Origin of the sequence: Janibacter sp. HTCC2649, assembly GCF_000152705.1 — a bacterium.
Taxonomy (GTDB): domain Bacteria; phylum Actinomycetota; class Actinomycetes; order Actinomycetales; family Dermatophilaceae; genus Knoellia.
The window spans coordinates 1,343,659-1,367,753 of record NZ_CH672413.1; the positions used below are offsets into that span (position 1 = coordinate 1,343,659).

Sequence of the window (24,095 nt, forward strand, 5' to 3'; positions counted from 1 at the left end):
GTCCATCCTACCAGCGTTCGCCCTTATCACTGTTCAGCACGGCGTGGGCGGCGATGGCTCCGATCGTCACCCCGACGAGATCGGCGACGACGTCCCAGGGGTCCCCCGAACGGTTCGGCAGCAGGGTCCACTGGATGAGCTCGCTCACCGGGGCATGCAGTGCCAGGACGGCGATCACGGGGACGCGCGGCAGTCCGGCCAGCAACGCGAAGAACACGGGCAAGGCGAACATCGCGCCGTGGACCAGCTTGTCGAAGTTCGGGAACGGCGAGATGCCACCACCGGACGGCGAATAGAGCAGGACCAGCTGGAGCACGACGGCCACGAGGACCGGGGCGTACGACCAGAGGCGGGAGCGACCGTCCCTCACGCCGTCGCGGGACTGGGCGCCGAGACGGAAGCGTCTGACTCCTTGTCCACCGGAACAGCCCCAGCCGCTGCGAGCGCCGCCTTGGACACGGCGGCCGCCACGACGCCGGCGACGTCGGGGTGGAAGACGCTCGGAATGATGTAGGTCGCGTTGCGCTCCTCGTCCTTGACCACGGCGGCAAGCGCGTCCGCGGCGGCGAGGAGCACCTCGGGCGTGAGCACCTTGGACCCGGAGTCGAGCAGCCCGCGGAACACGCCGGGGAATACGAGGACGTTGTTGATCTGGTTCGAGAAGTCGGAGCGACCCGTGGCGACGACGGCCGCGTGCTTGGACGCCTCGATCGGGTCGACTTCGGGCGTCGGGTTGGCCATCGCGAAGACGACGGCGTCGTCGGCCATCGTCGCGATGTCGTCACCGGTGAGGATGTTGGGTGCCGAGACGCCGAGGAAGACGTCGGCGCCGGCGAGGGCCTCGACCAGAGTCCCCGAGAGTCCCTGCGGGTTGGTGTGCTCGGCGATCCACGCCTGGTTGGGGTGATCACCCGACAGCACGTCCTCGCGCTGGGTGTGGATCACGCCGTACATGTCGGCGACCACGACGTTGCGCAGACCGGCATACAGAAGAAGCTTGAGGATCGCGGTGCCGGCAGCGCCAGCGCCACTCATGACGAGCGTGACCTCTTCGAGCTTCTTGCCGACGACCGCGAGCGCGTTGCGCATGGCGGCGAGGCACACGATCGCCGTGCCGTGCTGGTCGTCGTGGAAGACGGGGATATCGAGCTCTTCGCGCAGGCGGGCCTCGATCTCGAAGCAGCGGGGCGCTGAGATGTCCTCGAGGTTGATGCCGGCGAAGACCGGCGAGATCGCCTTGACCGCGGTGATGATCTCTTCGGTGTCCGTGGTGTCGAGGCAGATCGGGAAGGCGTCGATGTCGGCGAAGCGCTTGAACAGCGCGGCCTTGCCCTCCATGACCGGAAGCGCAGCCAAGGGGCCGATGTCGCCCAGCCCCAGGACTGCTGTGCCATCGGTGACCACGGCGACGGTGTTGCGCTTGATCGTCAGGCGGCGCGCGTCCTCGGGGTTCGCGGCGATCGCGAGGCAGACGCGCGCGACCCCCGGGGTGTAGATGAGCGACAGGTCGTCGCGGTTGCGGATCGGGACCTTGGACTCGATGCTCAGCTTGCCGCCGAGGTGCATGAGGAAGGTGCGGTCCGAGACCTTGCCGATCTCGACGCCCTCGACGGTGCGCATGCGCTCGACGATCTCGTCGGCGTGGCCCGGGTCGCGGGTCATGAGGGTGACGTCGACGCGGATGCGTTCGTGGCCGGACGCCGTGACGTCGAGGCCGGTCACCACTCCCCCGGCCTGCTCCACGACGCTGGTGAGCTCGCTGACCGCGGTGGCTCGCGCGGGGACGATCAGTCGGACAGTGACGGAGTTCGCGGCAGACGGCAAGGCAGGCATGAACACGATTCAACCTGCTACTGACGAGTTCCGCCGCATTGTGTTCATAGAGCACCGGCGTGGCGAAGGCGCCGACCCCGAGCACGCACCGGACCTACAGTTGCCCCCATGACCGAACACGTCGAAGTCACCGGCCGCGGAGCGAGCCACGTCGTCCCCGACCTCGTCATCGTGAGGGCGCGATTGCAGTCGGATGCCAAGGACGTTGCCTCCGCTCTGACGGAGTCCTCGAACCGCACCGCGGCGGCGCTGCAGGCCGCCTCCGACCACGGCATCGAGGCGCGGGACCGCCGCACCGACGACGTCGGGATCCATCCGCGTCACGACCAGAACGGCCGCAAGGTCATCGGCTACACGGCATACCAGGCGTTCCGACTCACGGTCCGCGACCGTGACCGCGTCGGCGATCTCCTCCAGGCCCTGGCCGGGGCCGCAGGCGACGCGCTCGCCGTCGACGGGATCGAGATGGCCGCCGACCAGACCGAGGCGGCGGTGTCCGCGGCACGCGATGCGGCCTTCGAGGACGCGCGTACTCGCGCCACCCAGTTCGCGCACCTGGCCGGCACCGAGCTCGGCAAGGTCATCCGCATTCGTGAAGGCAGGGTCGACGACCAGATGCCGCGCCCGATGTTTGCCCGCTCGGCCGACTTCGCCGGTTCCATGCCCATCGAGGGTGGCACCCAGGCGATCTCCACCACCGTCACGGTCCGCTGGGAACTGGCGTGAGCTGGGTCGATGCCCTCGGCTGGTTCGGGTCGGCGCTCCTCGTCTTCTCGCTCCTGCAGGCGCGCATCCTGCGACTGCGGCTCCTCAACACGATCGCGTGCGTCATCCTCATCGTCTTCAACGCCATCCTCGGCATCTGGCCGATGGTGGCCATGAACATCGTGCTCTCCGCCATCAACCTCTGGTTCATCGCCAAGATGCTGCGCGAGAAGAACGACCCCAACGCCTTCACCGTCATCGAGGTGGAGGAGGACGACGCCTACCTGCAGCACTTCCTCGAGGTCCAGCACAGCGACATCGCGAAGTTCAACCCCGGTTTCAGCGGGGTCACCGAGTCGGCCGAGCGCTTCGCCTACCTCGTCCTCCACGGCAACGAAACCGTCGGCGTCGTCGTCGTGCGCGATGCCGGTGATGGCGTCGGTCAGGTCGAGCTCGACTACGTGACCGTGCGCTACCGCGACTTCACCCCCGGCGAGTTCGTCTGGCGCCACAGCGGCCTCTTCGCCGGTCACGGCTGGCGCACGATTCGCACCCCCGACGCCATGGTGGGCGCCTACTACGAGAAGTTGGGCTTCCACCGGGACGGCGAGGCGTGGGCGCTCGACATCGCCGGAGTCACGCGACGCTCGAACGAGAGCGACGCCGTCGATCCAGCGTGATCATCACCCGATGACCGGTGATGACGCTCGCCAACCAGGCGAGCCCGATGGCCCAGCCCGCGATGACGTCGGTGAGCCAGTGGTGACCGAGGAAGACGCGTGACAACCCCATCGCGACGATGAGGATGCCGAGCGTCACGACGGCCAGGACGCGCCACCGCTTGCGGTGCGCCCAGACGACGATCAGGTATGCCGTGAGTCCCAGGACCACGGTCGCGTTCAGGGTGTGCCCCGAAGGGAAGCTTGCCGAGCTCTCGAACGGAGGCACCGCGAGCGCCTGCGGCGGTCGGGCGCGGCCCGTCAGCTCCTTGCCGCTCACGGTGATGACGAGGGAACCCAGACTCGCGATCGCCATGAGGATGAGCGGCGTCCAGCGTCGCCACGCGAGCGCGATGGCGACAGCCACGACAACGGCGATGACCGGCATCCCCACCTTGCCGCCGAGGTCGGTGAAGTCCGTGGCGAGCTGTGCGGTCAGGGGTGTGCGGGCACGCACGGCGGCGTCGAGGACCGGCTGGTCGATCAGCGCGATGCCGTCCCTGTCCATGACGTCCTCGTAGACCTCGGCGGAGGCCCCGGTGAATCCCCAGACGAGGGCGAGGCCGATCCCGACCGTCAGGACGAGGGCGACGTTGCTGGCCGACCAGCGCACGACCCGGGCGATGACCTCGGCGACGTGCACGAGCCAACCGGCCACGAGTCGGCCTGCGGCAGAACGCCATTGGGCCAGGTCACGGGTCCCGACCTGCTCGTCCTCGCGAGGTGGGGTGCGCTGGGAGTCTGCGGACGGCATACGCGATCGTCACACATCGGGCCGGATCGTCAGCATGCGGACACACGAACACCCGGTGCGACCAGCGTTGCTGACCGACCGGGTGTCGATGATGGTGGGATGACCACGGTGGTGGAGGTGGCGGGAATCGAACCCGCGTCCACTGACGGGAAACCAAGACTTCTCCGGGTGCAGTGCGCTGTGGATTTTCTCGGCCCCAGGGCTCGCGCGCACACGTTCCCTGACAGGCCCAGTCGGATTAAGTCCCACGCCACCCCCCGACAAGAGTGACGCAGCCAGTTCTCTAGATGGCGCCAGGCACTGAGTCGAGATCTAGCTCAGGCTGACGGACTTCGGAGCTCGCTCAGGCGGCGAGGGCGAAGTCGGTGCGCTTGGAGTTGGCACCTATTGGTTTGCACGGATCGTTAACGAGATAACCGTGCATCCTCGACCCGCTTCCCTTGACCTGCCGATCAATGTCGAAACCGATCACCCCCGTGAGGGGGCTCATCCCACGCTGTTCAGTTGTGTCTTCGAACTGTACCTGCCAACGCGTGGCGGCCTCGAATCATTTCCGCGCTGTGCTGATCCCCTGTGTCCTGCCAAACGCGGGCTAGAACACGCGTGTGGCAGGACATAGCGCTCAGATCTGCATGGCAGTTCAGACGAGGGCTGCCTTGATGGCCTGCGTCAAGGACGTCGTCGGGCGGCCGATGAGGCGCGACAGATCACCGGTCTCGACGAGCAGGCCACCCTGCTTGAGGCCGTCGTCGCTCGAGGCGAGCACGTTGGCGTAGCCCTCGGGCAGGCCGGCCCCGACGAGGGCGGCGCTGTAGTCGGCCACGGACAGGTCCTGGTAGGCGACGGGGGCGTTGGCTGCGGCGGAGAGTTCGGCGGCGTACTCCCCCAGCGTGAAGGCGTTGTCGGAGCCCAGCTCGTAGACCTTGCCGACCTGGTCGTCGGCCGTGATGACCGCGGCTGCGGCCTCGGCGTAGTCGGCGCGAGTGGCCGCGCTGACGCGCCCCTCGCCCGCCGCGCCCAGGACGACGCCGTGCTCGAGCTGCACCGGGATCTGCGCGGTGTAGTTCTCGAGGTACCAGGAGTTGCGCAGGAGGGCAGTGGGCAGACCTGCTGCTGCGAGCGCCTCCTCGGTGACCTTGTGCTCGGCCGCGAGGGCGAGCGGTGAGGTGTCGGCGCGGACGATGCTCGTGTAGGCGACGAGCTCGACGTCCGCGCGCACGGCGGCGTCGATGACGTTCTGGTGCTGGGCGACGCGCTGGCCGACCTCGGAGCCGGAGATGAAGAGGACGCGGTCCACGCCAGCGAGGGCGGCGTCGAGGGACGCCGGGTCCTCGAAGGTGCCGACGCGGACCTGCACGCCACGGTCGGCGAGGTCGGCGGCCTTGGCCGGGTCGCGCACGAGGGCCACGACGTCACCGGGCGCCGTGCCGCGGGCCAGGAGGGAGTCGATGGCGAGTCGGCCGAGCTGTCCGGTGGCGCCGGTGACGAGGATCGTGGTCATGGTGGTGGGGCCTTTCGAGGTGAACCAAAGGAACGGTGACACCTCATCGAACGAGCGAGCGGACGGCATACTTCCCAAGAGTTAGTACCCACTTTGAAGTAAGGTACGCACATGAAAGTAAGCCCGTCGTTGCGTGAGTTCTTTCCCGACGCCGTCTTCGCCGCGGGCTGCCCGAGCCGCACCGTCCTCGACCACGTCATGAGCAAGTGGGGGCTGCTCGTCCTCCTCGCCCTCGGCGACGGCGAGCCGCTGCGCTGGAGCGAGCTGCGTCGCCGCGCCGAGGGCGTCAGCGAGAAGATGCTTGCTCAGACACTGCGCACCCTCGTCGCCGACGGCTTCGTGCTGCGCGACGCACGCCCGGTCGTGCCGCCGCACGTCGAGTACTCCCTGACGCCGCGCGGACTCGAGCTCGCCGCCCTGCTCAACCCGCTCATGGTGTGGGTCGTGCAGAACGCGCCCGACATTCTCAACTCGGGGTCAGACGCCGCCGCCTCCTGAGGTTCGATTTCGTGCCCCGTACGGACATGAGGAGCGCAGCGACGAGTGTCCGTTTCGGGCACGAAGTCGTTTACGCGGCGCGAGCGGCGCTCTGCTCCGCCGGGTCCTCGGCGAGCAGGAAGCGCTGCAGCGCAGCCAGGTCGTCGGTGTTGAGGACGTCGACGTCGGCCGCGACGAGCTCGCGCCACACGGCCTCACGGTTGGGCAGCGCGAGGTCCGGCGTCTCCCAGAAGCGCACCTGCTGACCGTTGGCGTGCGCCGTGGCGACGATCTCGTGGAGCTTGGCGCGTTCGGCCGCAGGCATCTCGCCGACCCCGCGCCAGGTGAAGAACTTCGTCCAGTTGTCGCTGATGAGCGGCACGAGACTCGCCGGCAGCGGCCCGCCGAGATCGCTCATCCGACCGTCATAGAACGAGAACCGCGTCGTTGCTGCCCGCATCGCGGCCAGGTCGCGGTTGCCAGAAATGACCGCCGTGACCGCGCGCTCGTGGACACGTCCCTGACGGGACGCAGAAAACAACTGCGGGTATGCCGCGAGCTGCCTTTCGATGACCGGCCAGGCTGCGGTGCCCTCGCTCTTGACGTCGATGAGGAGGCGGAAGTCGGCCCGCCACCGCGGATGGATCGCGCCACCGTTCGCGCGGAACCGCTGCGCGAGGGGGGCGAGGTACTCGGCTTTGAGTGTGCGGTTGAGGTCGGGGCCGTCGTGACCGAGGTAGAGCTCACCGTCGACGAGCCAGACGTCCGCCTCGGCGGAGGTGAAGCCGTGGTCGAGGGCGTCGAGGAGCGGGCGGTCGTGCTCGTAGTCGTTGTGGGCGTGGGCCCGCTCCAAGGGCTGCACGCTCGAGCGCGGGGCCTGGGCCACGACACTTCTCGGCGGTGCGTCAGCCGCAGTCGTGGCGGTCGCGGAAGCGGCCGGTGAGGCGAGGAAACCGGCGCCGAGCAGGGCGGCAAGGAGGACGGCAGGGCGAGGGAACGGCATACGTGACATGTCCTTCACCTTGCCCCTGTCCGGTGAACCGCGCGCGTCGAGAACGCGAACACGTCCGGACTGTGAGCAGACCGTCTCACCACGTGAGCGGTCACTACGATCGGTCGAAAGTGTTTCGCACCACATCTGGAGGTACGCCGTGTTCCGCAAGGTCCTCGTTGCCAACCGAGGTGAGATCGCCGTGCGCGCCTTCCGCGCCGCCACCGAGCTCGGCGCCAAGACGGTCGCCGTCTTCCCCCATGAGGACCGCAACTCCGAGCATCGTCTCAAGGCTGACGAGTCGTACCAGATCGGCGAGGAGGGCCACCCGGTCCGGGCCTACCTTGACCACGAGAACATCGTGCGGGTTGCGGTCGAGTGCGGTGCCGACGCGATCTACCCCGGCTACGGGTTTCTCTCCGAGAACCCGCTGCTCGCCGAAGAAGCGGCAGCCCACGGCATCACCTTCATCGGCCCGCCACCCGAGGTCCTCCACCTCACCGGCAACAAGTCCAAGGCCATCGCCGCTGCCCGCGAGGCCGGCCTCCCGACCCTGCACGGATCCGAGGCCGGGACCGACCTCGACGTGCTCGAGGCCGCTGCCGCGGACTTCAGCTTCCCGCTCTTCGTCAAGGCGGTCTCCGGTGGTGGCGGTCGCGGCATGCGTCGCGTTGACGACGCAGCCCACCTGCGCGACGCCCTCGAGGCCGCGCAGCGCGAGGCCGACGCGGCGTTCGGCGACCCAACCCTCTACATCGAGGAAGCCGTCATCGACCCGCGGCACATCGAGGTCCAGATCCTCAGCGACGGCACCGGCACGATCGACGACGACAAGGGAATCCTCCACCTCTTCGAGCGTGACTGCTCGGTGCAGCGTCGCCACCAGAAGGTCGTCGAGATCGCACCGGCGCCCAACCTCGACCCCGCCACCCGTGAGCAGATGTGCGCCGATGCGGTGCGCTTCGCGCGAGGCATCGGCTACGTCAACGCCGGCACCGTCGAGTTCCTCCTCGGCAAGGACGGGCGCTACGTCTTCATCGAGATGAACCCGCGCATCCAGGTCGAGCACACCGTCACCGAAGAGGTGACCGACATCGACCTCGTCGTCTCGCAGATGCGCATCGCGTCCGGCGAGACCTTCGAGGACCTCGAGCTGCGCCAGGAGGACATCGTCGTGCGCGGGTTCGCGCTGCAGTGCCGGATCACGACCGAGGACCCGTCCAACGGGTTCCGTCCCGACGCAGGCACGATCACCGTCTATCGCTCGGCTGGCGGCGGCGGCGTACGCCTCGACGGTGGCACGGTCTTCGTCGGCGCCAAGGTCTCGGCCCACTTCGACTCGATGCTCGTCAAGCTCACCTGTCGCGGACGGTCGTTCCCCATGGCTGTGCGCCGAGCGCGAAGAGCGCTGGCGGAGTTCCGAATTCGCGGCGTCTCCACCAACATCCGCTTCCTCGAGGGTGTCCTCGCGGACCCCGTGTTCCAGGCCGGCGAGGCCACGACATCATTCATCGACGAGCGCCCCGAGCTGCTCACGGCCCGCACCCCCGCCGACCGTGGCACCAAGCTGCTGACCTATCTCGCCGACCTCACGGTCAACCAGCCGAACGGTCCGGCTCGCACGACCCTGCGGCCGCGCACCAAGCTGCCCGTCCTCGACCTCGACGCACCCGTGCCGCCCGGCTCGCGCGATCTGCTCCAGCGTGTCGGGCCGGCGCAGTTCGCCCGGCAGCTGCGTGAGCGCACCGACGTCGCCGTCACGGACACGACCTTCCGCGACGCGCACCAGTCCCTGCTCGCGACCCGCATGCGCACCCGCGACCTGCTCCACGTCGCCGGCCACGTCTCGCGGCTCACGCCCGAGCTGCTGTCGATGGAGGCCTGGGGCGGAGCGACCTACGACGTGGGCCTGCGCTTCCTCAGCGAGGACCCGTGGGAGCGGCTCGCCCTCCTGCGCGAGGCCATGCCCAACATCCCGTTGCAGATGCTCCTGCGCGGTCGCAACACCGTGGGCTACACGCCCTATCCGACCAAGGTCACCGACGTCTTCGTCCAGGAGGCGGCCCGCACGGGACTCGACATCTTCCGGATCTTCGACTCGCTCAACGACGTGAGCCAGATGCGTCCGGCCGTCGAGGCCGTCCTCGCCACCGACACGGCCGTGGCCGAGGTCGCGCTCTGCTACACCGGCAACCTCAGTGACCCTGCCGAGAAGCTCTACACACTCGACTACTACCTGCGCCTGGCCGAGCAGATCGTCGACACGGGCGCACACGTGCTGGCGATCAAGGACATGGCGGGACTCCTGCGCGCCCCAGCTGCCCGCACGCTCGTCACCGCCCTGCGCGAGCGGTTCGACCTACCCGTCCACCTCCACACCCACGACACGGCTGGAGGCCAGATCGGCACCCTGCTCGCGGCCATCGATGCCGGCGTGGACGCGGTCGACGCCGCGTGCGCCGCGATGGCCGGGACGACGAGCCAGCCCTCACTGTCTGCCCTCGTCGCCGCCACGGACGGCACGGAGCGTCCGACCGGGCTCGACATCGACAACGTCTTCGCGCTCGAGCCCTACTGGGAGGCCGTGCGTCACCTCTACGCCCCCTTCGAGTCCGGACTGCCCTCCCCCACCGGGCGCGTCTACTTCCACGAGATCCCCGGTGGCCAGCTCTCGAACCTGCGCCAACAGGCCATCGCCCTAGGGCTCGGCGACCGCTTCGAGGACATCGAAGACATGTATGCCGCGGCCAACCGGATCCTCGGCAACCTCGTCAAGGTCACCCCGAGCAGCAAGGTCGTCGGCGACCTCGCCCTCGCTCTCGTCGGGGCAAGTGCGGACCCGGACGACTTCGAGAGCAACCCCACGAAGTACGACATTCCCGACTCCGTCATCGGCTTCCTCGAGGGTGAGCTCGGTGACCCACCCGGCGGCTGGCCCGAGCCGTTCCGGACCAAGGCCCTGCAGGGTCGCAAGGGCAAGCCACGCGTCACCGAGCTGACACCCGAGCAGGACGAGGCGCTCGACGAGAGCCCACGCGCTGCGCTCAACGAGCTGCTCTTCCCGGGACCGACGAAGGACTACCTGTTGTCGCGTGAGCGCTACGGCGACCTGTCCGTCCTCGGCACGGTCGAGTTCCTCCACGGGCTCGACCAGGACCGCGAGTACGAGGTCGAGATCGAGGCCGGCAAGCGCCTCCTTCTCGGGGTGTCCTCGATCGGTGACGCCGACGCCAAGGGCATGCGCACCGTCATGTGCACCCTCAACGGCCAGTTCCGGCCGATCACGGTGCGTGACAACGCCATTCAGGTGGACGTCAAGACCGCCGAGAAGGCCGAGGCGGGCAACTCCACCCACATCCCCGCACCCTTCGCCGGTGTCGTCACGCCGGTGGTCGCCGAGGGTGACTCCGTCGAGGTGGGCGCCGTCGTCGCGACGATCGAGGCGATGAAGATGGAGGCCAACATCACCGCCCCCATCGCGGGAACAGTGGAGCGTCTGGCCATCGGCAGTCATCAACAGGTCGAGGGTGGGGACCTCCTTCTCGTCCTGAAGGGTTAGCCTGAAGGAGCATCGAATCGTCAAGAAGCGGCGTTTGCTCGATGCAGATCACCATCCGCACAACCAAGGAGATTCACCATGGGTATCGGAGACAAGATCGAGAACATGAAGGACAAGGTCGTCGGCGAGGGCAAGGAGCAGGTCGGTGACGTCACCGACAACGAGCGCCTCGAAGCCGAGGGCAAGGCCCAGCAGACCGAGGGTGACCTCAAGCAGGCTGGCGAGAAGGTCAAGGACGCGTTCAAGAACTGACGCGTCACATCAGCGAAGGCCGGTCACCCTCATGGGTGGCCGGCCTTCGTCGTCTGCGCATGCTCAGCCGAGCGCGTCGAGCAGGGCCCGGGTGAAGGCGGGGATGTCATCAGGGTTGCGGCTGGTGATGAGGTTGGCGTCGATGACGACCTCCTCGTCCTGCCAGGTCGCCCCGGCGTTGCGCAGGTCGGTCTGGAGGCTTGGCCACGAGGCGAGGGTTCGCCCCTGGACGACTCCTGCCTCGATCAGGGTCCACGGTGCGTGGCAGATGGCCGCAACGGGCTTGCCCGACTCGACGAACGCCTTGACGAAGGCCACAGCGTCCGCGTCGCCGCGCAGGGCGTCCGGGTTGGCCACGCCTCCGGGCAGGACCAGGGCGTCGTAGTCGTCGACCGAGGCCTCCTTCACGAGGCCGTCCACCGGACGGGTCTCGGCCTTGTCGAGGTGGTCGTAGGTCTGCACGGTGCCGGACTCGGTGCTCAGCAGGGTGGCCGAGTGGCCGGCCTCGGTCACCGTGTCCCAGGGGTCGGTGAGCTCGACTCGCTCGATGCCCTCGGGTGCGGTCAGGAATGCGATCTTCTTGGTCATGCCCTCCAGACCATCACAGTGACAGGAGCGCCGACCACACCCCTGCGGGTGGAATCTCGAGCATCACCATGGGCGCGTTTGCGACGAAGGAGCAACTGAGCGTGCATGGTGATGCTCGAGATTCCAACGGGCCACGTGATCGACGCGCGGCTACCAGGAGCCGCCGCCACCGCCTCCGCCACCACCACCGGAGAACCCGCCACCACCGGAGAAGCCTCCGCCGCCGAGCCCTGAACCTCCGGACGAGCCGGGCGTGGAGACGAAGGTGCCAGCGGCCTGGGTGGAGAACGAGTCCATGCTCGAGGCGACGTGACCGAAGTTCCAGCCCGTCATGGAGCCGACGTACCAGGTGGGTGCCCCGATGACGTGACCAGCCGCAGCTGCGGCCGACGCGACGTCCTCGAAGACCTTGGCCCACCGGTCGGCGAGGCCGAAGACGATGGCGTACGGCAGGAACGTGGAGAAGACGTCCTGCGCCTCCTCCCACTTGATCTGGTTGGCCTCGGCCGTGGCGATGTATTGCTCGAAGCCCTTGGACTGGGCGAGGACGGCGCTGCCCTCGGCCGTGCGTGAGGCCATCCGACGACCCAGCGTCTGGACGATGAGGCCGGCGACGACGAGGCCGATGCCGAAGACCCAGCCCATGCCGACGAGGCTGGCGCCGCCGAGTCCACCGAGAGCGGACGTCAGGAAGAAGAGGGAGAGCCCACCCAGGACGAGCAGAAGCATCCCGAAGCCCTTCCACACGGCTCGTTGCGCGTCCGGCGACCGGCGGAACCAGTGCCGTTGCACGGCTTCGGTGTACATCGTTCCCTGGACCTGCTTGAGGGTGCCGGCGAAGGTGTTCTTGAGGGCGGACAGCCTGGTCTCGTTGCCCGCGGAGAAGACACCGTCGAGGAGCTGCTGCTCATAGGGCGCCAGCGCGACGGCGCCGGTCGGCGGAGTGGTCCGGGTGAGGAGCCAGTCGTCGCTGCGGAAGCGTCCGCGTTCTTCGTTGGTCAGGGTGAGGTGGCCACGCACGGCGAGGTCGATGAGGGTGGCCGTGACGTCGACGACGTCGGCCTTCTCGTCCATGATCGTGCCGACCATGCCCGGTTGGACTCCCGCGGGCGGTGTGAACTGCACCGCGATCGTGGGTGCACTCCCCCGCACGACGGGGGCGCTCTCACCGGCGCCGGGGGTCAGGCCTGGCGTCAGTCCGGCATAGACCTCGTCGCGCCCACGCGTCCACACGAGCAGTCCCATGAGGCCACCGGCGAGCAGCGGGATGAGCACGCCACCACCGGCGAGGGCCGCGCCGAGGTACTTCGACTGGTCGGCGCTCAGCGACGGGCCAGGGTCGCCGTAGCCGCCGCCGAACCCGCCGTCGGACTCGGTCTCGCGCAGGTCGGGGGTGAGGTCACCGAAGGCCGTGCGCGGCCACGAGACGACGATCGTCGCTCCCTGACCCGGCTCGATGTCGGGGACGGTGAACTTCGACGTCGCCCCTGCAGTGCCGGTGCAGATCGTGTCCTCGTGCAGCGCGCCGTAGTAGCAGGCGACCTTCGTCGCGGGCACGGGTCCGGTGACATCCGCGCTGACGTTGCGGTAGACGTACTCGTTCGAGGGGTCGATGTGGTTGTAGTAGAGCTCGGCCGTCCCGTCACCGATGTCGTTGATGACGTTGCCGAGGGTGTAGGTGAGGACGTAGTCCTGCACACCTTCGACGGTCTCGTCGGCGCTGCCGATGCGCACCTGCTCATAGGCGCCGAAGTCCGAGATGTCGGTGTCGGTGGGCGCGCCCGTCGGTGAGGTGACCTTGACGTCGGACAGCTCGTAGTGGCGGTACTGCGTCGTCGACTCCTGGTAGCCGGCGCGCGTCTGGATCGTGCGATAGATGCCGTGGCGCTCCTCCCCCTGCGGGAAGTCCCAGCGAATGCGCTGGGCGACCTTCATCGAACCGTCCGCCTGCACGGCATACGTGACGTTGAAACTGGTGGCGTCGTCGTCCATCGGGACGAAGCCGACGAGGGAGGCGGGCGCGTCAGCCGAGGGCAACGCGAGAGCCGCACCGACCGGCATACCCAGGACAAGGACCGCAGCGGCCCCGAAAGCTGCCATCCAGAACCGAAGCCGACCCGTCACGGACTACCCCCTGTTTGCGCCGAGCTCGCGCTCGGTCTCACGACGATCCTGACGCTCACGCAACGCGTGGCGCTTGTCGTACTCCTTCTTGCCCTTGGCGATCGCGATCTCGACCTTGGCCCGCCCGTCCTTGAAGTACAGCTGCAGGGGGACGATCGTGTGGCCGCTCTCGCGAGTCTTGTGCATGATGCGGTCGAGCTCCTTGCGGTTGAGCAGGAGCTTGCGACGGCGGCGCGGCGTGTGGTTGGTCCACGACCCCGACAGGTATTCGGGGATGTGGACGCCCTCGAGGAAGAGCTCGTCACCGGTGAAGCTCGCCCAGCCGTCGACGAGGGTCGCGCGCCCCATGCGCAACGCCTTGACCTCGGTGCCCATGAGCACGAGGCCGGCCTCGAAGGTGTCCTCGATGAGGTAGTCGTGGCGGGCCTTCTTGTTGCTGGCGATGAGCTTGCGCCCATCGTCTTCCTTCTTCTTCGCGGTCTTGACCACGGCAGTCACCTCCTCGTCGGCATGAGTTCCACAGGCTACGTCAGCGTATGCCGTGTGCGCGCCTGCGTTTGCCCCGCCCAGTTCTCGACTCAGAGGTAGTTGCGGGGGTCGACGAAGTTGCCGTCCTCGTAGACCTCGAAGTGGATGTGGCAGCCGTTGGAGTTGCCCGTGGAGCCTTCGTAGCCGACGACCGTGCCCCGCTTGACCCGACCGGAGCGGACCTTGATCCGCTCCATGTGGTTGTAGGTCGTCGTGAGGGCGACACCGTTGAGGACGCCGTGGTCAACGATCACGCGGTTGCCGTAGCCGGGGTTGTAGCCGGACTCGATGATGACTCCGTCGGCAGCAGCGTGGACCGGAGTGCCACACGGCGCGGCGTAGTCACGACCGCTGTGCAGCTTCCAGATGTGCTGGATCGGGTGGAAGCGCATGCCGTACTCGGAGCTGATCCAGCCGAGCGTCGTGGGTGGGCTGAGCGGACCGCCGTTGGAGGTGGAGCCGCCGCCGGAGCTCCCGCCCGAGCTGCTGCCCGAGTGGTTGGCCTGGTTGCGCTTGGCGCGAGCGGCGGCGTCAGCCTTGGCCTTGGCGTTGGCGGCGGCGCGGACCCGGGCCCGGGCCAGGGCTGCGGCGGCGCGCGCCTTGATGACGGCGCTGAGTCGGTTGGACTCGACCTGCATCTGCTGGAGCCTGGCAGTCTCGGCGATCGACTGGGCCTTGACGACCGTGGCCTGACGCGCCTGCTGCGCCGCGAGGGCATCGAGCGCGGTCTTGGCCGCCGTGGCCTTGTCGCGTGCCGCGTTGGCCGCGGCGAGCGAGGCCTCGGCCTTGCGCTTGGCCTTCTCGGAGTCGGCCCGCATGGCGGAGAGGCGGTCCTCCTGCGCGGTCTGGCTGGCCTTGGCGGTCGCGAGCGCCACCATCGACTGGCCCTGGAGGTCCATGACGGTGCCGATGAGGGCGATGCGGTCGGCGAACTGCTGCGGAGTCGTCGACGTCATCGCCATGTCGAACTCGCCGAAGCCCTGCTCCTGGTAGATCTGCGCGGCGAACTGGGCGACCTCGCCACGGCTCTCGCGGATGTGCCTCGTGGTGGCGGACAGCTCGTCCTCGGCCTTGGTCTCGTTGGCCTGTGCGACCTCGAGCTCCTGGGCGGCCATGGCGTTGGCGGTCTCTGCTCGTGCTGCCGCTCCCTGCGCCTGGTCGAGCGCGGCCTGGGCGCCGGGAAGCTTGGCCTGAGTCCCCTGAAGGGCCGTGAACGCGGCAGCCAACGTCGAGTTGGTCTCGCTGAGGTCCTCACGGAGCTGGTCGATCTGGGAGTCGACCTTGCGCTTCTGCTGGTTGGGATCCGGGTCGGCCCCCGGCATCGCCGACGACGGAGCCACAAGAGCAAGGGAGCACACGAGCGCCGCCGTGACGCCGACGTACCGGCGCAAGGAAGCTGATCGGGGCGCAGGGGTTCGCCACATAGTCACCATTGGTAACACGAGTCACTCCCAAATGGAACCTCCCGTGCCGGAAAGTTCTGGATTGTCAGTCACTCCCTTGCGGCAGCAAGGACCTAGCAGGGCACATCATTCTCGCGGAAGCGCGAGCGTCGCGCAGGGGAATGGGGGTCGCGGAGCTCGTCAGACGCGCAGGTAGCGACGCAGGGTCACCACGCTCGTGAGCACCGCGATGACGATGACGCCACCGAACAGCCACGGCGTGAAGTACCAGACGTCGCTCGCCCCGATGAGGGCCTTGTTGAGGACGACCTGGTTGAAACCGAGGTTGAAGATCAGGCGCAGCCCGAGCCACAACATGCCCACGGCGAGCGCCACGCCAATCGCGGCGACGACGAGCATCTCGATGATGAAGGGCATGCGGATGGTCCAGTTCGAGGCACCCACGAGCCGCATGATCCCGATCTCGCGTCTTCGGATGAAAGCCGCCTGGCGGATCGTCGTCGCCATGAGGAGCGTGGCGCAGATGACCATGAGGCCGGCGAGGAAGACGGAGAAGATGGTGATCCAGTTGATGATCTGGAAGAAGCGTTTGAGGACCTTCTCCTGGTCCTGGACGCTCGCGACACCTGGGGCGCGTTCGAACTGGCTCGTGACGACGGCGAACTTCGTCGGGTCCTTGAGCTGGACCCGGAAGCTCTGCGGGATGTCACCCAGCTGGACGTTGCCGGTGATCGGGCTGTTGCGGAACTGCTCCTTGAAGCGTTCGAAGGCGTCGGCCTCCGACTCGTGGAAGACCTGCTTGACCTCGGGCATGGCCTTGAGCTGGTTCTCGATGCTCACCTGCTGAGCCTCGGTCGCCGGCTGCCCCTGACAGTTGGGCTGGGAGGAGTTCTCGGCACACAGGTAGATCGAGACCTGGATCCGGTCGTACCAGTAGCCCTTCATGGTGTCGGCCTGACGCTGCGCGAGCAGCCCCATGCCGAGGAGGAACATCGACACCATCGTCACGAGAATGACGGACAGGGCCATGGAGAGGTTGCGGCGCAGGCCGGACCAGACCTCGCCCGCGATGAAACCGGCCTTCACTTGTCCCCCTCCGGAGCGAGATAGGTGGCGTCCTCGGCGTCGCGCACGACCACTCCGTCCTCGAGCTGGACGACGCGTCGACGCATCTGGTTGACCGTGTCGGCGTCGTGCGTGGCCATGACGACGGTCGTGCCCGAACGGTTGATCCGGTCGAGCAGGTGGACGATGTCGAGGCTGATCTTGGGGTCGAGGTTTCCCGTGGGCTCGTCACACAGGAGGATCTGCGGCTTGTTGACGACCGCTCGGGCGATGGCGACTCGCTGCTGCTCACCACCGGAGAGCTGGTGCGGAAGGCGCTTGCCCTTGCCCTCGAGCCCGACCATCTCGAGGGTCTCGGGGACGAGCTGGCGGATCGCCGAGGTCGGCTTGCCGATGACCTGCAGCGCGAACGCGACGTTCTGGTCGACGGTCTTGCCCGGCAGGAGGCGGAAGTCCTGGAAGACCGCACCGATCCCCCGGCGGAAGCGCGGGACCTTGCGGGCCGACAGGGTGCCGAGGTCCAGGCCGGCGACGAGGACCGTGCCGGCGGTCGCCTTCTCCTCGCGCAGGGCGAGTCGGAGCATCGTGGACTTGCCGGACCCCGAGGGGCCGACGACGAAGACGAACTCGCCGCGCTCGACGTTGACGTTCACGTCGGTGAGCGCAGGGCGGGTCGACCTCGGATAGACCTTGGAGACGTTGTCGAAGCGAATCATGCGCTGGGGTCAGGCCTCACGGCTCGGGGGAAGGATGCCTGTCGAGCATAGGTTCCGCGCCTGTGGGTGGGGCGCAACCCCACGTTGGACGGCGTGCCCGCGCAATGAAGTTGCTTGACGCAACCAACAGGGTGTCTAATAGTTGACATGGTCAAGCAATTGAACGACGACGCCTTCGAGGCGTTCAGCACGAGCCTCTTCCGGCTCACGCGTTCGTTGCGGTCGACCTCGCACCTCTGGGTGCAGCTGCCGGGCAACCTCAAGCGCACGGACGTCACGATCCTCACCGTGCTCTCCGACCACGGCGACTGCCGCCCCGGCTTCATCGCGGACCAGCTCAACGTCGGCGCATCGGTCGTGAGCCGCCAGCTCGTCACCCTGGCCGCTGACGGCCTCGTCGTGCGACGCAAGGACCCCGACGACGGCCGAGCCGAGCGGATCACGCTCTCAGCGCAAGGCAAGGAGCGACTCGTCGCCCTGCGCACGGCATACGTGCGTTCTCTGCGGGAGCAGTTCACCGACTGGGACGACGCCAAGGCCAACGAGGCGGCGGCCCTGCTCCACGAGATCTCCAACCACATCGTTCCGGCGCTCAGTGGCCCGGAGGCACACCACACCAAGGACACCAAGGACACGCATGTCTGACGCCACCACGTTCAAGGAACCCGACCTCAGCCACAAGGAGATCCTGGAGGTCCTCGTCGGACTGCTCTCGATGCTCTTCGTGGCGATGGTCAGCTCCACCATCGTCAGCACGGCCCTGCCGACGATCATCGGCGACCTCAAGGGCAGCCAGACGTCGTACACGTGGGTCGTCACGACGACCCTGCTGGCGATGACGGTGACCAGCCCCATCTGGTCCAAGCTTTCCGACCTGTTCGACAAGAAGCTGCTCGTCCAGATCTCGGGCGTCATCTTCCTGTTCGGCGCACTCGCAGCCGGCTTCGCGCAGAACGTGCCGCAGCTCCTGGCCGCACGTGGCCTCCAGGGCCTCGGCGTCGGCGGCCTGCTGGCCCTGTCGCAGGCCATCATGGGCTCGATCATTCCGCCGCGTGAGCGTGGTCGCTATACCGGCTACATGGCCGCGGTCATGGCCGTCGCCACCGTCTCCGGCCCGCTCCTCGGCGGACTGCTTGTCGACAGCGTCGGCTGGCGCTGGTGCTTCTGGGCCGCCGTGCCCATCTCCCTCGCGGGCCTCGGCATGCTCCAGAAGTTCCTCCACCTCGAGCACGTCCGTCGTGAGGTCCGGATCGACTGGTGGGGCGCGATCCTCATCTCGGTCGCGGCCAGCCTCCCGCTCATCTGGGTCTCGTTCGCCGGCAACCGCTACGACTGGATCTCGCTCGAGACGGCGTACTTCCTCGTCCCCACGGCCTTGGCCGTCATTGCCCTGATCCTCGTCGAGCGCAGCCACCCCGACCCGCTCATCCCCGGCCGGATCCTCCTCGAGAGGACCACCAGCCTGGCCATCATCGGCAGCATCGGGGTCGGCATCGCGCAGTTCGGCACCTCGGTCTTCCTCAGCCAGTTCTTCCAGGTGGCCCAGGGCTTCTCCCCCACCGAGGCCGGCCTGCTCATGCTGCCGCTCATCCTCGGCAGCATGGTCGGCGCCACCGTCTCCGGCCAGCTCATCACTCGCACGGGCGTGTGGAAGCCCTACATGCTCGGCGGGACGGTCCTGCTCATCCTCGGCCTCGGCCTCATGGGCTTCACCGACCACACGACGGCCATCTGGCACCTGTCGATCTACATGGTCCTCATGGGCATCGGCCAGGGCACGCTCATGCAGAACCTCGTGCTCGTCGTCCAGAACACCGTCGACATCAACGAGATCGGCACTGCCAGTGGGGTCGTGAGCTTCTTCCGCTCGCTCGGTGGCACCGTCGGCATCGCCGTGCTCGGAGCCATCCTCGCCACCCGCGTCGGCAACCACATCACGACCGGAATGCAGGAGCAGGGCATCCCCGTGCCTGCCGGAGGCAGCAGTGGCGGCGGCACCCTCGACCTCGACAAGCTCCGCGAGCCCATCCTGTCGATCGTGCGGCACGCCTATGGCGACAGCACCGGCTACATCTTCGTGATCGCCGCCGTCGTGACCGTGGCGACCCTGATCGCGGTCGCGCTCATGCCACAGACGGAGCTGCGGACCACCGTGGCCAAGCACGACGAGAAGGACCCGCTCGGCCTCGAGCAGCCCATCGACTGACGGATCGGGCCGCGACTTCGTGCCCTTCCTGGACTCGCGAGGGTAGCGAGCGTGTCCGGGAAGGGCACGAAGTCGTTTCGGTCAGAGGGTGCAGGTGTTGAGCAGGTCCCCGGACGTCGGGCGCGGCACGGTCGCATCGGCTGGCGGCGCGGTGCCGTCCTCGACCCAGGCGGTCAGCGCGGAGAATCCCGCACGTGCGCAGGGCAGCAGCGGGCGGAGCTTGTCCGGGAACGCCGGGACCAGCGCGTCCGTGTGGGTGCCGTCGACGATGCGGTAGTAGCGGTGGCTCGCACCCGCTCCGGCGTCGTCGATGAGCCCGTCGTAGACGTCGGAGTCCGTGGCGATCGGCAGCAGCGTGTCCATGTCACCGTGCACCGTGATCATCGGCTTGCCGATCCTCCCGGTGAGCTCCACCGAGCGCATGGCCTCCTTGACGGCGGCCGGACGACTCGCGTAGTCGTAGTCGGCATCGCACTGCGGAGTCCCACTGGCGCAGTACGGAGTTCCCGCCTGGGTCGCGCCATCGAAGGTCGGGTCGAACTCCTCGCGATAGATCCGCTGCGTGAGGTCCCAGTAGACGGTGTTGTGGAACGGCCAGAGGAACTCGCTGCCGGGTGCGAACCCCGCGCCGATCATCGCCGCGTGCGCCTCGGGACTGGCGGTCGCGGCATACGCGGGGTAGTTCTTGAGTGCAGTGGGCAGGTAGGTGAGCAGGTTCGGGCCGTCTGCTCGCAGCAGAGTGCCCTCCCAGTCGAGGCCGCCGTCGTAGAGGTCGGGCCGGTTCTCCAACTGCCAGCGGACGAGGTAGCCGCCGTTGGAGAGTCCCGCCATCCACGTGTGCTGCGGCGACTTGGCGCGAACCTGCTTGACAACGCGCTTGGCCGCGAGCGTGAGCTGCGTGACGCGTGAATTCCATTCGCGCACACTGCCACCCGGCTCAGAGCCGTCGTCATAGAACTTCAGCCCCATGTTGCCCTTGTCGGTGCTGGCGAACGCATACCCCTGTGCGAGAACCCAATCCGACCAGACGAAGTCATTGGCGTACTGGGTGCGGTTGCCCGGCGCGCCCGTGATGACGAGGCCGCCGTTCCAGTTGTCGGGGATGCGCAGGACGAACTGGCTGTCGTGGTTCCACCCGTTGTTGACATTCGTCGTCGACCTGTCCGGGAAGTACCCATCCACCTGTATGCCGGGCACTCCCGTCGGGTTGACCGTGCCGGGTGTGTGCAGGCCGGCGAAGTCGGCGGCGACGCTGTGACCGGAGGGGATGGTACCTGCGGTCGTGAGGTCGTCGAGGCAGGACACCTTCTGCTTCTCGGCGCCCGGGACGGCGATCTTGGACTGGCGGGCACAGTGGCCACCACCGGGCTTGTCGGCAGTGGCGGCGGGCGCCGCTGCCACGAGAGCGGCGGAGGCGGCGAGGGCGGTCAGGGTCGCGAGGACCGTGCGAGGAGACGTCATTGTCGGGCGCATGGCGTTGAGCATCCTCGCGCGCGCAGCCGCGGCCCATGTGCCGCGAACCCACTCCCCCGCGCGGCGTGTGTGCTGCTGCGTTGGCTCAGTCGGTGAGGACGAAGACCTCGCGCAGGGTGCGGGTCACGAGGTCAGCAGCCGCCCTGGCGTCCGAGAGGGACAGGTAGGCCGACGCGGGGACGTCGTCGGGGAACCAGCGGCTCCAGATGCGCGCCTCGATCGGGTCGTTGCCGGGGCGGCGCCAGCCGAGGGCGTCGATCCGGTCCTCGTCCTCCGTGGCCAGGAGGTAGTCACCGCCGAAGTTCTCGCTGCCGATGAGCTCGGCGACGGCATGCTCCTCGTCGCGACGGATCCGCACCCAGGGCGACGTGTCCTCCATCGAGGCCGGGATCAGCCCGAAGATCCGGCTCTGGCGGAGCATGTGCGGGCGGGTCACCCCCGGGATCGAGACGAGGACGTCCTCCTCCGGCCCCAGAGAGCGGATCCGGGCTGCGAGGCTTGCCGACCACGCAGCCCAGTCCTCGGGTCCACGCGCGGGCAACTCAACGGCATACGTCATCGTTTGTCTCGAATCTCAGTGTCCCGCAGGGGAACTCACTCGGCAGCCTTGCGCTCGGCGATCTGCCAGCGGATGCCGGCCTCGATGAAGCCGTCGATGTCGCCGTCGAAGACGGCGGTCGGGTTGCCGGTCTCGAACTCGGTGCGCAGGTCCTTGACCATCTGGTACGGGTTGAGCACGTAGGAGCGCATTTGGTCGCCCCAGCTCGCCTTGACGTCGCCGGCCATCTCCTTCTTGACGGCGGCCTCCTCGGCACGCTTGAGCAGGAGGAGTCGCGACTGCATGACGCGCAGGGCGGCGGCGCGGTTCTGGATCTGCGACTTCTCGTTCTGCATCGACACGACGGTGCCCGTGGGGATGTGCGTCATGCGGACGGCGGAGTCGGTGGTGTTGACCGACTGACCCCCCGGGCCCGAGGAGCGGAAGACGTCGATCTTGAGGTCGTTCTCGGGGATCTCGATCGAGTCGGTGCCCTCGATGAGCGGGATGACCTCGACGGCGACGAAGCTGGTCTGGCGGCGGCCCTGGTTGTCGAACGGGCTGATCCGGACGAGGCGGTGCGTGCCGCCCTCGACGGAGAGGTTGCCGAAGGCGTAGGGGACGTTGACCTCGAAGGTCGCGGACTTGATGCCGGCCTCCTCGGCGTAGGACGTGTCCATGACCTTCGTCGGGTAGCCGTGGCGCTCGGCCCAGCGCAGATACATGCGCATGAGCATCTCGGCGAAGTCCGCGGCGTCGACACCACCGGCGCCGGCGCGGATCGTGACGACGGCGGAGCGCTCGTCCCACTCGCCGCTGAGCAGGGTGCGGACCTCGAGCTCGCCGACCGCCTTCTTGACGATCTTGAGCTCCTTCTCGGCCTCGAGGAGGGTCTCGGCGTCGTTCTCCTCCTGGCCCATCTCGACGAGGGCCTCGAGGTCATCGACCTTGGTGTCCATGCCGGTGACGCGGTCGTACTCGGCCTTGGCGCGAGAGAGCAGCGAGGTCACGGCCTGCGCCTTCTCCTGGTCGTCCCAGAGGTCGGGCGCTGCCACCTGCTCCTCGAGGTCGGCGATCGTCGCCTCGAGCGCGGTCAGGTCGGTGACGTCACGCACGGACGTCATCGTCGTGCGGAGGTCTTTGATCTCTTGCTGGAAGTCGGTTGCCACAAGAACCAAGACTACGTGCCCGTATGCCGCGCGCTCACCGTGCGCTGGCTGCGCGCCGCTCGTCCGTGTGGTCCCGGACGCCGGGCAGGCGCGGATCGAGCTTCATCGCACCCCAGGTGAGGGCCAGCAGGAGGACGGCGACACCGGCGCAGGCGAGCAGGGCCCGCGGGTAGCCGTGCAGGCCGACGTCGAGGAACGGGTAGGGGTACCAGTCGACGATGGCTCCGCGCACGAGCGTGTAGACCAGCCACCCGATCGGGTAGATGAGCGAGGGCACCAGCAGGCTCGCCTCGACCTTGTCGCGCGGGCCGAAGACGGCCCAACCGATGACGGCCACGAGCGGGACGACGACGTGGAGCAGCTTGTCCGCGAGGTAGTCGGCGCCGCTGAGGTCAAGGAGCGGGCGCAGGAAGAACCAGTGGATGAGTCCGGTGACGGCGATCCCGACGATGGCGTTGAGGCGCAGGACCTTCCACCACCGTGGCGCCGCCGTCTGCCCGAGCACCAGCGTCGTCGTGGTGATCGCCACAAGCAGGTTGGTGAGGATGGTGAAGTAGGAGATGAAGCGAATGAGCCTGGTGCCCAGTGCCGGCGGGTTGACCTCGTCGAGGACGACTCCCCCGCGGACGACAAGGACCAACTGGAGCAGCAGGGCAGCCCAGGTCAGAACTGCGGTGAAGGTGTGCCACGGCTTGGCCAGTCGCTGGGTGTCCACCGCAACATCATGGCCTGCCACCGAGGTTCGCGTGGGGACCTCGGGGACTTCATCCACCGGCGTTCGTTGACACCTCCATCGCACGAGCGAAGACCTGTGTCAGATCGCGCATGCTGCAGGCGGCCTGGGCGTGTGGGGGCGCCACCGCGGAACGGCTTCCCAAGCCATGATGCGCATCGGGCCGCCAGCGGCGGATACCAACGTTGTGGGGGTCGTGGCGGGAGGTGACTGGCTGACGTTCGTTCAGACCGATGATCTGGACGACTGGGAACTCGCCCACGGCGTGATCCTCAACCCCGATGGCAATCTCGTCCTTGAGCGCGGCGGCCGGGGCCGTGAGCTGCGTGGCTACTCGACGTCCGCGCGAGCGCGTGACACGACATTGACCCGGACGCCGTCGCCGAGCATCCACCCGATGAAGGGCACCTCGGCGACGCAGGACATGTGGACGACGGCCAGCTCACCGTCCGGCGTGCCCGTCTCACCGCTCAGTCCCCACTCCGCCATACCGGCAGGCATGGGACGACTTGCAACATAGGCGCCTGCAGTGTCGCGGACCGTGGCGTTGCTCAGGGGAACCGCCTCCCCGACACCACCTCCGTAGGCCGAGTCGTCGAGGGCGTTGGCCGCGGCCAGCGCCGCACCATCAGCGACATCGAGCAGCTTCATGCGGGACAAGTGGATGGACGTGACGGCGATGACACCGGTGATGAGCAGGATGCAGATCATCGTGAAGACGAGGATGAGGAGCATGACCCGACCTTCTTCATCACGCTGAA

Annotated in this window: 23 protein-coding genes and 1 other RNA gene; 7 read left to right on the forward strand and 17 right to left on the reverse strand. The window is 67.9% G+C overall.

Annotated elements, in window-relative coordinates; translation table 11 throughout:
- Positions 1–7: 7 nt before the first annotated feature.
- Positions 8–370 (reverse strand): hypothetical protein, encoded by a 363-nt coding sequence (locus JNB_RS06395; RefSeq protein WP_009775606.1) that lies wholly within the window; start codon positions 368–370, stop codon positions 8–10.
- On the reverse strand, positions 367–1,833 hold the full coding sequence (locus JNB_RS06400; protein WP_040884315.1) for an NAD-dependent malic enzyme: 1,467 nt from the start codon (positions 1,831–1,833) through the stop codon (positions 367–369). The genes JNB_RS06395 and JNB_RS06400 overlap by 4 nt, the downstream gene beginning before the upstream one ends.
- A gap of 108 nt (positions 1,834–1,941) precedes the next feature.
- On the opposite strand from JNB_RS06400, the gene JNB_RS06405 reads away from it, so the two are divergent.
- Entirely contained in the window at positions 1,942–2,559 is a 618-nt protein-coding gene (locus tag JNB_RS06405) for an SIMPL domain-containing protein (protein ID WP_009775608.1), read from the forward strand.
- The gene (locus JNB_RS06410) at positions 2,556–3,218 is read left to right on the forward strand and encodes a hypothetical protein (protein WP_009775609.1); all 663 of its coding nucleotides are present in this window, start codon (positions 2,556–2,558) and stop codon (positions 3,216–3,218) included. The genes JNB_RS06405 and JNB_RS06410 overlap by 4 nt, the downstream gene beginning before the upstream one ends.
- Here JNB_RS06410 and JNB_RS06415 read toward each other — a convergent pair.
- The 3 genes from JNB_RS06415 to JNB_RS06420 form a co-directional block, all read right to left on the reverse strand.
- Positions 3,175–4,011 (reverse strand): phosphatase PAP2 family protein, encoded by an 837-nt coding sequence (locus tag JNB_RS06415; RefSeq protein ID WP_009775610.1) that lies wholly within the window; start codon positions 4,009–4,011, stop codon positions 3,175–3,177. The two genes, JNB_RS06410 and JNB_RS06415, sit on opposite strands and share 44 nt — an antisense overlap.
- A 109-nt stretch (positions 4,012–4,120) precedes the next feature.
- Positions 4,121–4,487: a transfer-messenger RNA gene (gene ssrA, locus JNB_RS20890) on the reverse strand.
- Positions 4,488–4,651: 164 nt separating this feature from the next.
- Entirely contained in the window at positions 4,652–5,512 is an 861-nt protein-coding gene (locus JNB_RS06420; RefSeq protein ID WP_040884318.1) for an SDR family oxidoreductase, read from the reverse strand.
- 111 nt (positions 5,513–5,623) lie between these two features.
- On the opposite strand from JNB_RS06420, the gene JNB_RS06425 reads away from it, so the two are divergent.
- On the forward strand, positions 5,624–6,010 hold the full coding sequence (locus tag JNB_RS06425; protein WP_040883630.1) for a helix-turn-helix domain-containing protein: 387 nt from the start codon (positions 5,624–5,626) through the stop codon (positions 6,008–6,010).
- Positions 6,011–6,080: 70 nt separating this feature from the next.
- On the opposite strand, the gene JNB_RS06430 is transcribed toward JNB_RS06425, so the two are convergent.
- Entirely contained in the window at positions 6,081–7,001 is a 921-nt protein-coding gene (locus tag JNB_RS06430) for a phosphatidylinositol-specific phospholipase C/glycerophosphodiester phosphodiesterase family protein (protein WP_237700624.1), read from the reverse strand.
- A gap of 139 nt (positions 7,002–7,140) precedes the next feature.
- On the opposite strand from JNB_RS06430, the gene JNB_RS06435 reads away from it, so the two are divergent.
- Positions 7,141–10,539 (forward strand): pyruvate carboxylase, encoded by a 3,399-nt coding sequence (locus tag JNB_RS06435; protein ID WP_009775614.1) that lies wholly within the window; start codon positions 7,141–7,143, stop codon positions 10,537–10,539.
- A gap of 78 nt (positions 10,540–10,617) precedes the next feature.
- Positions 10,618–10,791, forward strand: coding sequence for a CsbD family protein (locus tag JNB_RS06440; protein ID WP_009775615.1), 174 nt, complete (start codon positions 10,618–10,620; stop codon positions 10,789–10,791).
- Between the two features lie 63 nt (positions 10,792–10,854).
- Here the strand turns inward: JNB_RS06440 and JNB_RS06445 are convergent, their stop codons facing one another.
- From JNB_RS06445 to ftsE, 6 genes are all read right to left on the reverse strand, one after another.
- Positions 10,855–11,379 carry a type 1 glutamine amidotransferase domain-containing protein gene (locus JNB_RS06445; RefSeq protein ID WP_009775616.1) on the reverse strand — a complete coding sequence of 175 codons (525 nt, stop codon included), beginning with the start codon at positions 11,377–11,379 and terminating at the stop codon, positions 10,855–10,857.
- Between the two features lie 150 nt (positions 11,380–11,529).
- Positions 11,530–13,479, reverse strand: coding sequence for a DUF2207 domain-containing protein (locus JNB_RS06450; protein ID WP_040883631.1), 1,950 nt, complete (start codon positions 13,477–13,479; stop codon positions 11,530–11,532).
- A gap of 27 nt (positions 13,480–13,506) precedes the next feature.
- Positions 13,507–14,001 (reverse strand): SsrA-binding protein SmpB, encoded by a 495-nt coding sequence (gene smpB, locus JNB_RS06455; RefSeq protein WP_009775618.1) that lies wholly within the window; start codon positions 13,999–14,001, stop codon positions 13,507–13,509.
- Positions 14,002–14,081: 80 nt separating this feature from the next.
- Positions 14,082–15,422: a M23 family metallopeptidase gene (locus JNB_RS06460; RefSeq protein ID WP_148232337.1), complete on the reverse strand. Its 1,341-nt coding sequence runs from the start codon at positions 15,420–15,422 to the stop codon at positions 14,082–14,084.
- A 192-nt stretch (positions 15,423–15,614) separates the two neighbouring features.
- Positions 15,615–16,520, reverse strand: coding sequence for a permease-like cell division protein FtsX (ftsX, locus tag JNB_RS06465; RefSeq protein ID WP_009775620.1), 906 nt, complete (start codon positions 16,518–16,520; stop codon positions 15,615–15,617).
- Entirely contained in the window at positions 16,517–17,215 is a 699-nt protein-coding gene (ftsE, locus tag JNB_RS06470) for a cell division ATP-binding protein FtsE (RefSeq protein ID WP_009775621.1), read from the reverse strand. Before ftsE ends, ftsX begins: the two co-directional genes overlap by 4 nt.
- A 147-nt stretch (positions 17,216–17,362) precedes the next feature.
- On the opposite strand from ftsE, the gene JNB_RS20340 reads away from it, so the two are divergent.
- Together JNB_RS20340 and JNB_RS06480 are read left to right on the forward strand one after the other, a co-directional pair.
- A complete protein-coding gene (locus JNB_RS20340) occupies positions 17,363–17,860 on the forward strand; it encodes a MarR family winged helix-turn-helix transcriptional regulator (RefSeq protein ID WP_009775623.1) in 498 nt (165 codons plus the stop codon).
- On the forward strand, positions 17,853–19,421 hold the full coding sequence (locus JNB_RS06480) for an MFS transporter (RefSeq protein WP_009775624.1): 1,569 nt from the start codon (positions 17,853–17,855) through the stop codon (positions 19,419–19,421). Before JNB_RS20340 ends, JNB_RS06480 begins: the two co-directional genes overlap by 8 nt.
- Before the next feature lie 81 nt (positions 19,422–19,502).
- Here JNB_RS06480 and JNB_RS06485 read toward each other — a convergent pair whose 3' ends face one another.
- From JNB_RS06485 to JNB_RS06505, 5 genes are all read right to left on the reverse strand, one after another.
- Positions 19,503–20,894, reverse strand: coding sequence for a 3-hydroxybutyrate oligomer hydrolase family protein (locus tag JNB_RS06485; RefSeq protein ID WP_050766680.1), 1,392 nt, complete (start codon positions 20,892–20,894; stop codon positions 19,503–19,505).
- 85 nt (positions 20,895–20,979) lie between these two features.
- Positions 20,980–21,453, reverse strand: a complete 474-nt coding sequence (locus JNB_RS06490) for a hypothetical protein (protein WP_009775626.1) — start codon at positions 21,451–21,453, stop codon at positions 20,980–20,982.
- 35 nt (positions 21,454–21,488) lie between these two features.
- Positions 21,489–22,601 (reverse strand): peptide chain release factor 2, encoded by a 1,113-nt coding sequence (gene prfB, locus JNB_RS06495; protein WP_009775627.1) that lies wholly within the window; start codon positions 22,599–22,601, stop codon positions 21,489–21,491.
- Between the two features lie 34 nt (positions 22,602–22,635).
- Entirely contained in the window at positions 22,636–23,316 is a 681-nt protein-coding gene (locus tag JNB_RS06500; RefSeq protein WP_009775628.1) for a Pr6Pr family membrane protein, read from the reverse strand.
- Between the two features lie 348 nt (positions 23,317–23,664).
- On the reverse strand, positions 23,665–24,069 hold the full coding sequence (locus JNB_RS06505; protein WP_009775629.1) for a pilus assembly protein TadG-related protein: 405 nt from the start codon (positions 24,067–24,069) through the stop codon (positions 23,665–23,667).
- Between the last annotated feature and the right edge of the window lie 26 nt (positions 24,070–24,095).

Bases quoted from the DNA above. Each gene is read 5' to 3' on its own strand.
- JNB_RS06400 (WP_040884315.1), bottom strand. From the start codon at position 1,833: ATGCCTGCCTTGCCGTCTGCCGCGAACTCCGTCACTGTCCGACTGATC.
- JNB_RS06405 (WP_009775608.1), top strand. From the start codon at position 1,942: ATGACCGAACACGTCGAAGTCACCGGCCGCGGAGCGAGCCACGTCGTC.
- JNB_RS06415 (WP_009775610.1), bottom strand. From the start codon at position 4,011: ATGCCGTCCGCAGACTCCCAGCGCACCCCACCTCGCGAGGACGAGCAG.
- JNB_RS06420 (WP_040884318.1), bottom strand. From the start codon at position 5,512: ATGACCACGATCCTCGTCACCGGCGCCACCGGACAGCTCGGCCGACTC.
- JNB_RS06425 (WP_040883630.1), top strand. From the start codon at position 5,624: ATGAAAGTAAGCCCGTCGTTGCGTGAGTTCTTTCCCGACGCCGTCTTC.
- JNB_RS06430 (WP_237700624.1), bottom strand. From the start codon at position 7,001: ATGTCACGTATGCCGTTCCCTCGCCCTGCCGTCCTCCTTGCCGCCCTG.
- JNB_RS06440 (WP_009775615.1), top strand. From the start codon at position 10,618: ATGGGTATCGGAGACAAGATCGAGAACATGAAGGACAAGGTCGTCGGC.
- JNB_RS06445 (WP_009775616.1), bottom strand. From the start codon at position 11,379: ATGACCAAGAAGATCGCATTCCTGACCGCACCCGAGGGCATCGAGCGA.
- JNB_RS06450 (WP_040883631.1), bottom strand. From the start codon at position 13,479: ATGGCAGCTTTCGGGGCCGCTGCGGTCCTTGTCCTGGGTATGCCGGTC.
- ftsE (WP_009775621.1), bottom strand. From the start codon at position 17,215: ATGATTCGCTTCGACAACGTCTCCAAGGTCTATCCGAGGTCGACCCGC.
- JNB_RS20340 (WP_009775623.1), top strand. From the start codon at position 17,363: ATGGTCAAGCAATTGAACGACGACGCCTTCGAGGCGTTCAGCACGAGC.
- JNB_RS06480 (WP_009775624.1), top strand. From the start codon at position 17,853: ATGTCTGACGCCACCACGTTCAAGGAACCCGACCTCAGCCACAAGGAG.
- JNB_RS06485 (WP_050766680.1), bottom strand. From the start codon at position 20,894: ATGCGCCCGACAATGACGTCTCCTCGCACGGTCCTCGCGACCCTGACC.
- JNB_RS06490 (WP_009775626.1), bottom strand. From the start codon at position 21,453: ATGACGTATGCCGTTGAGTTGCCCGCGCGTGGACCCGAGGACTGGGCT.
- JNB_RS06505 (WP_009775629.1), bottom strand. From the start codon at position 24,069: ATGCTCCTCATCCTCGTCTTCACGATGATCTGCATCCTGCTCATCACC.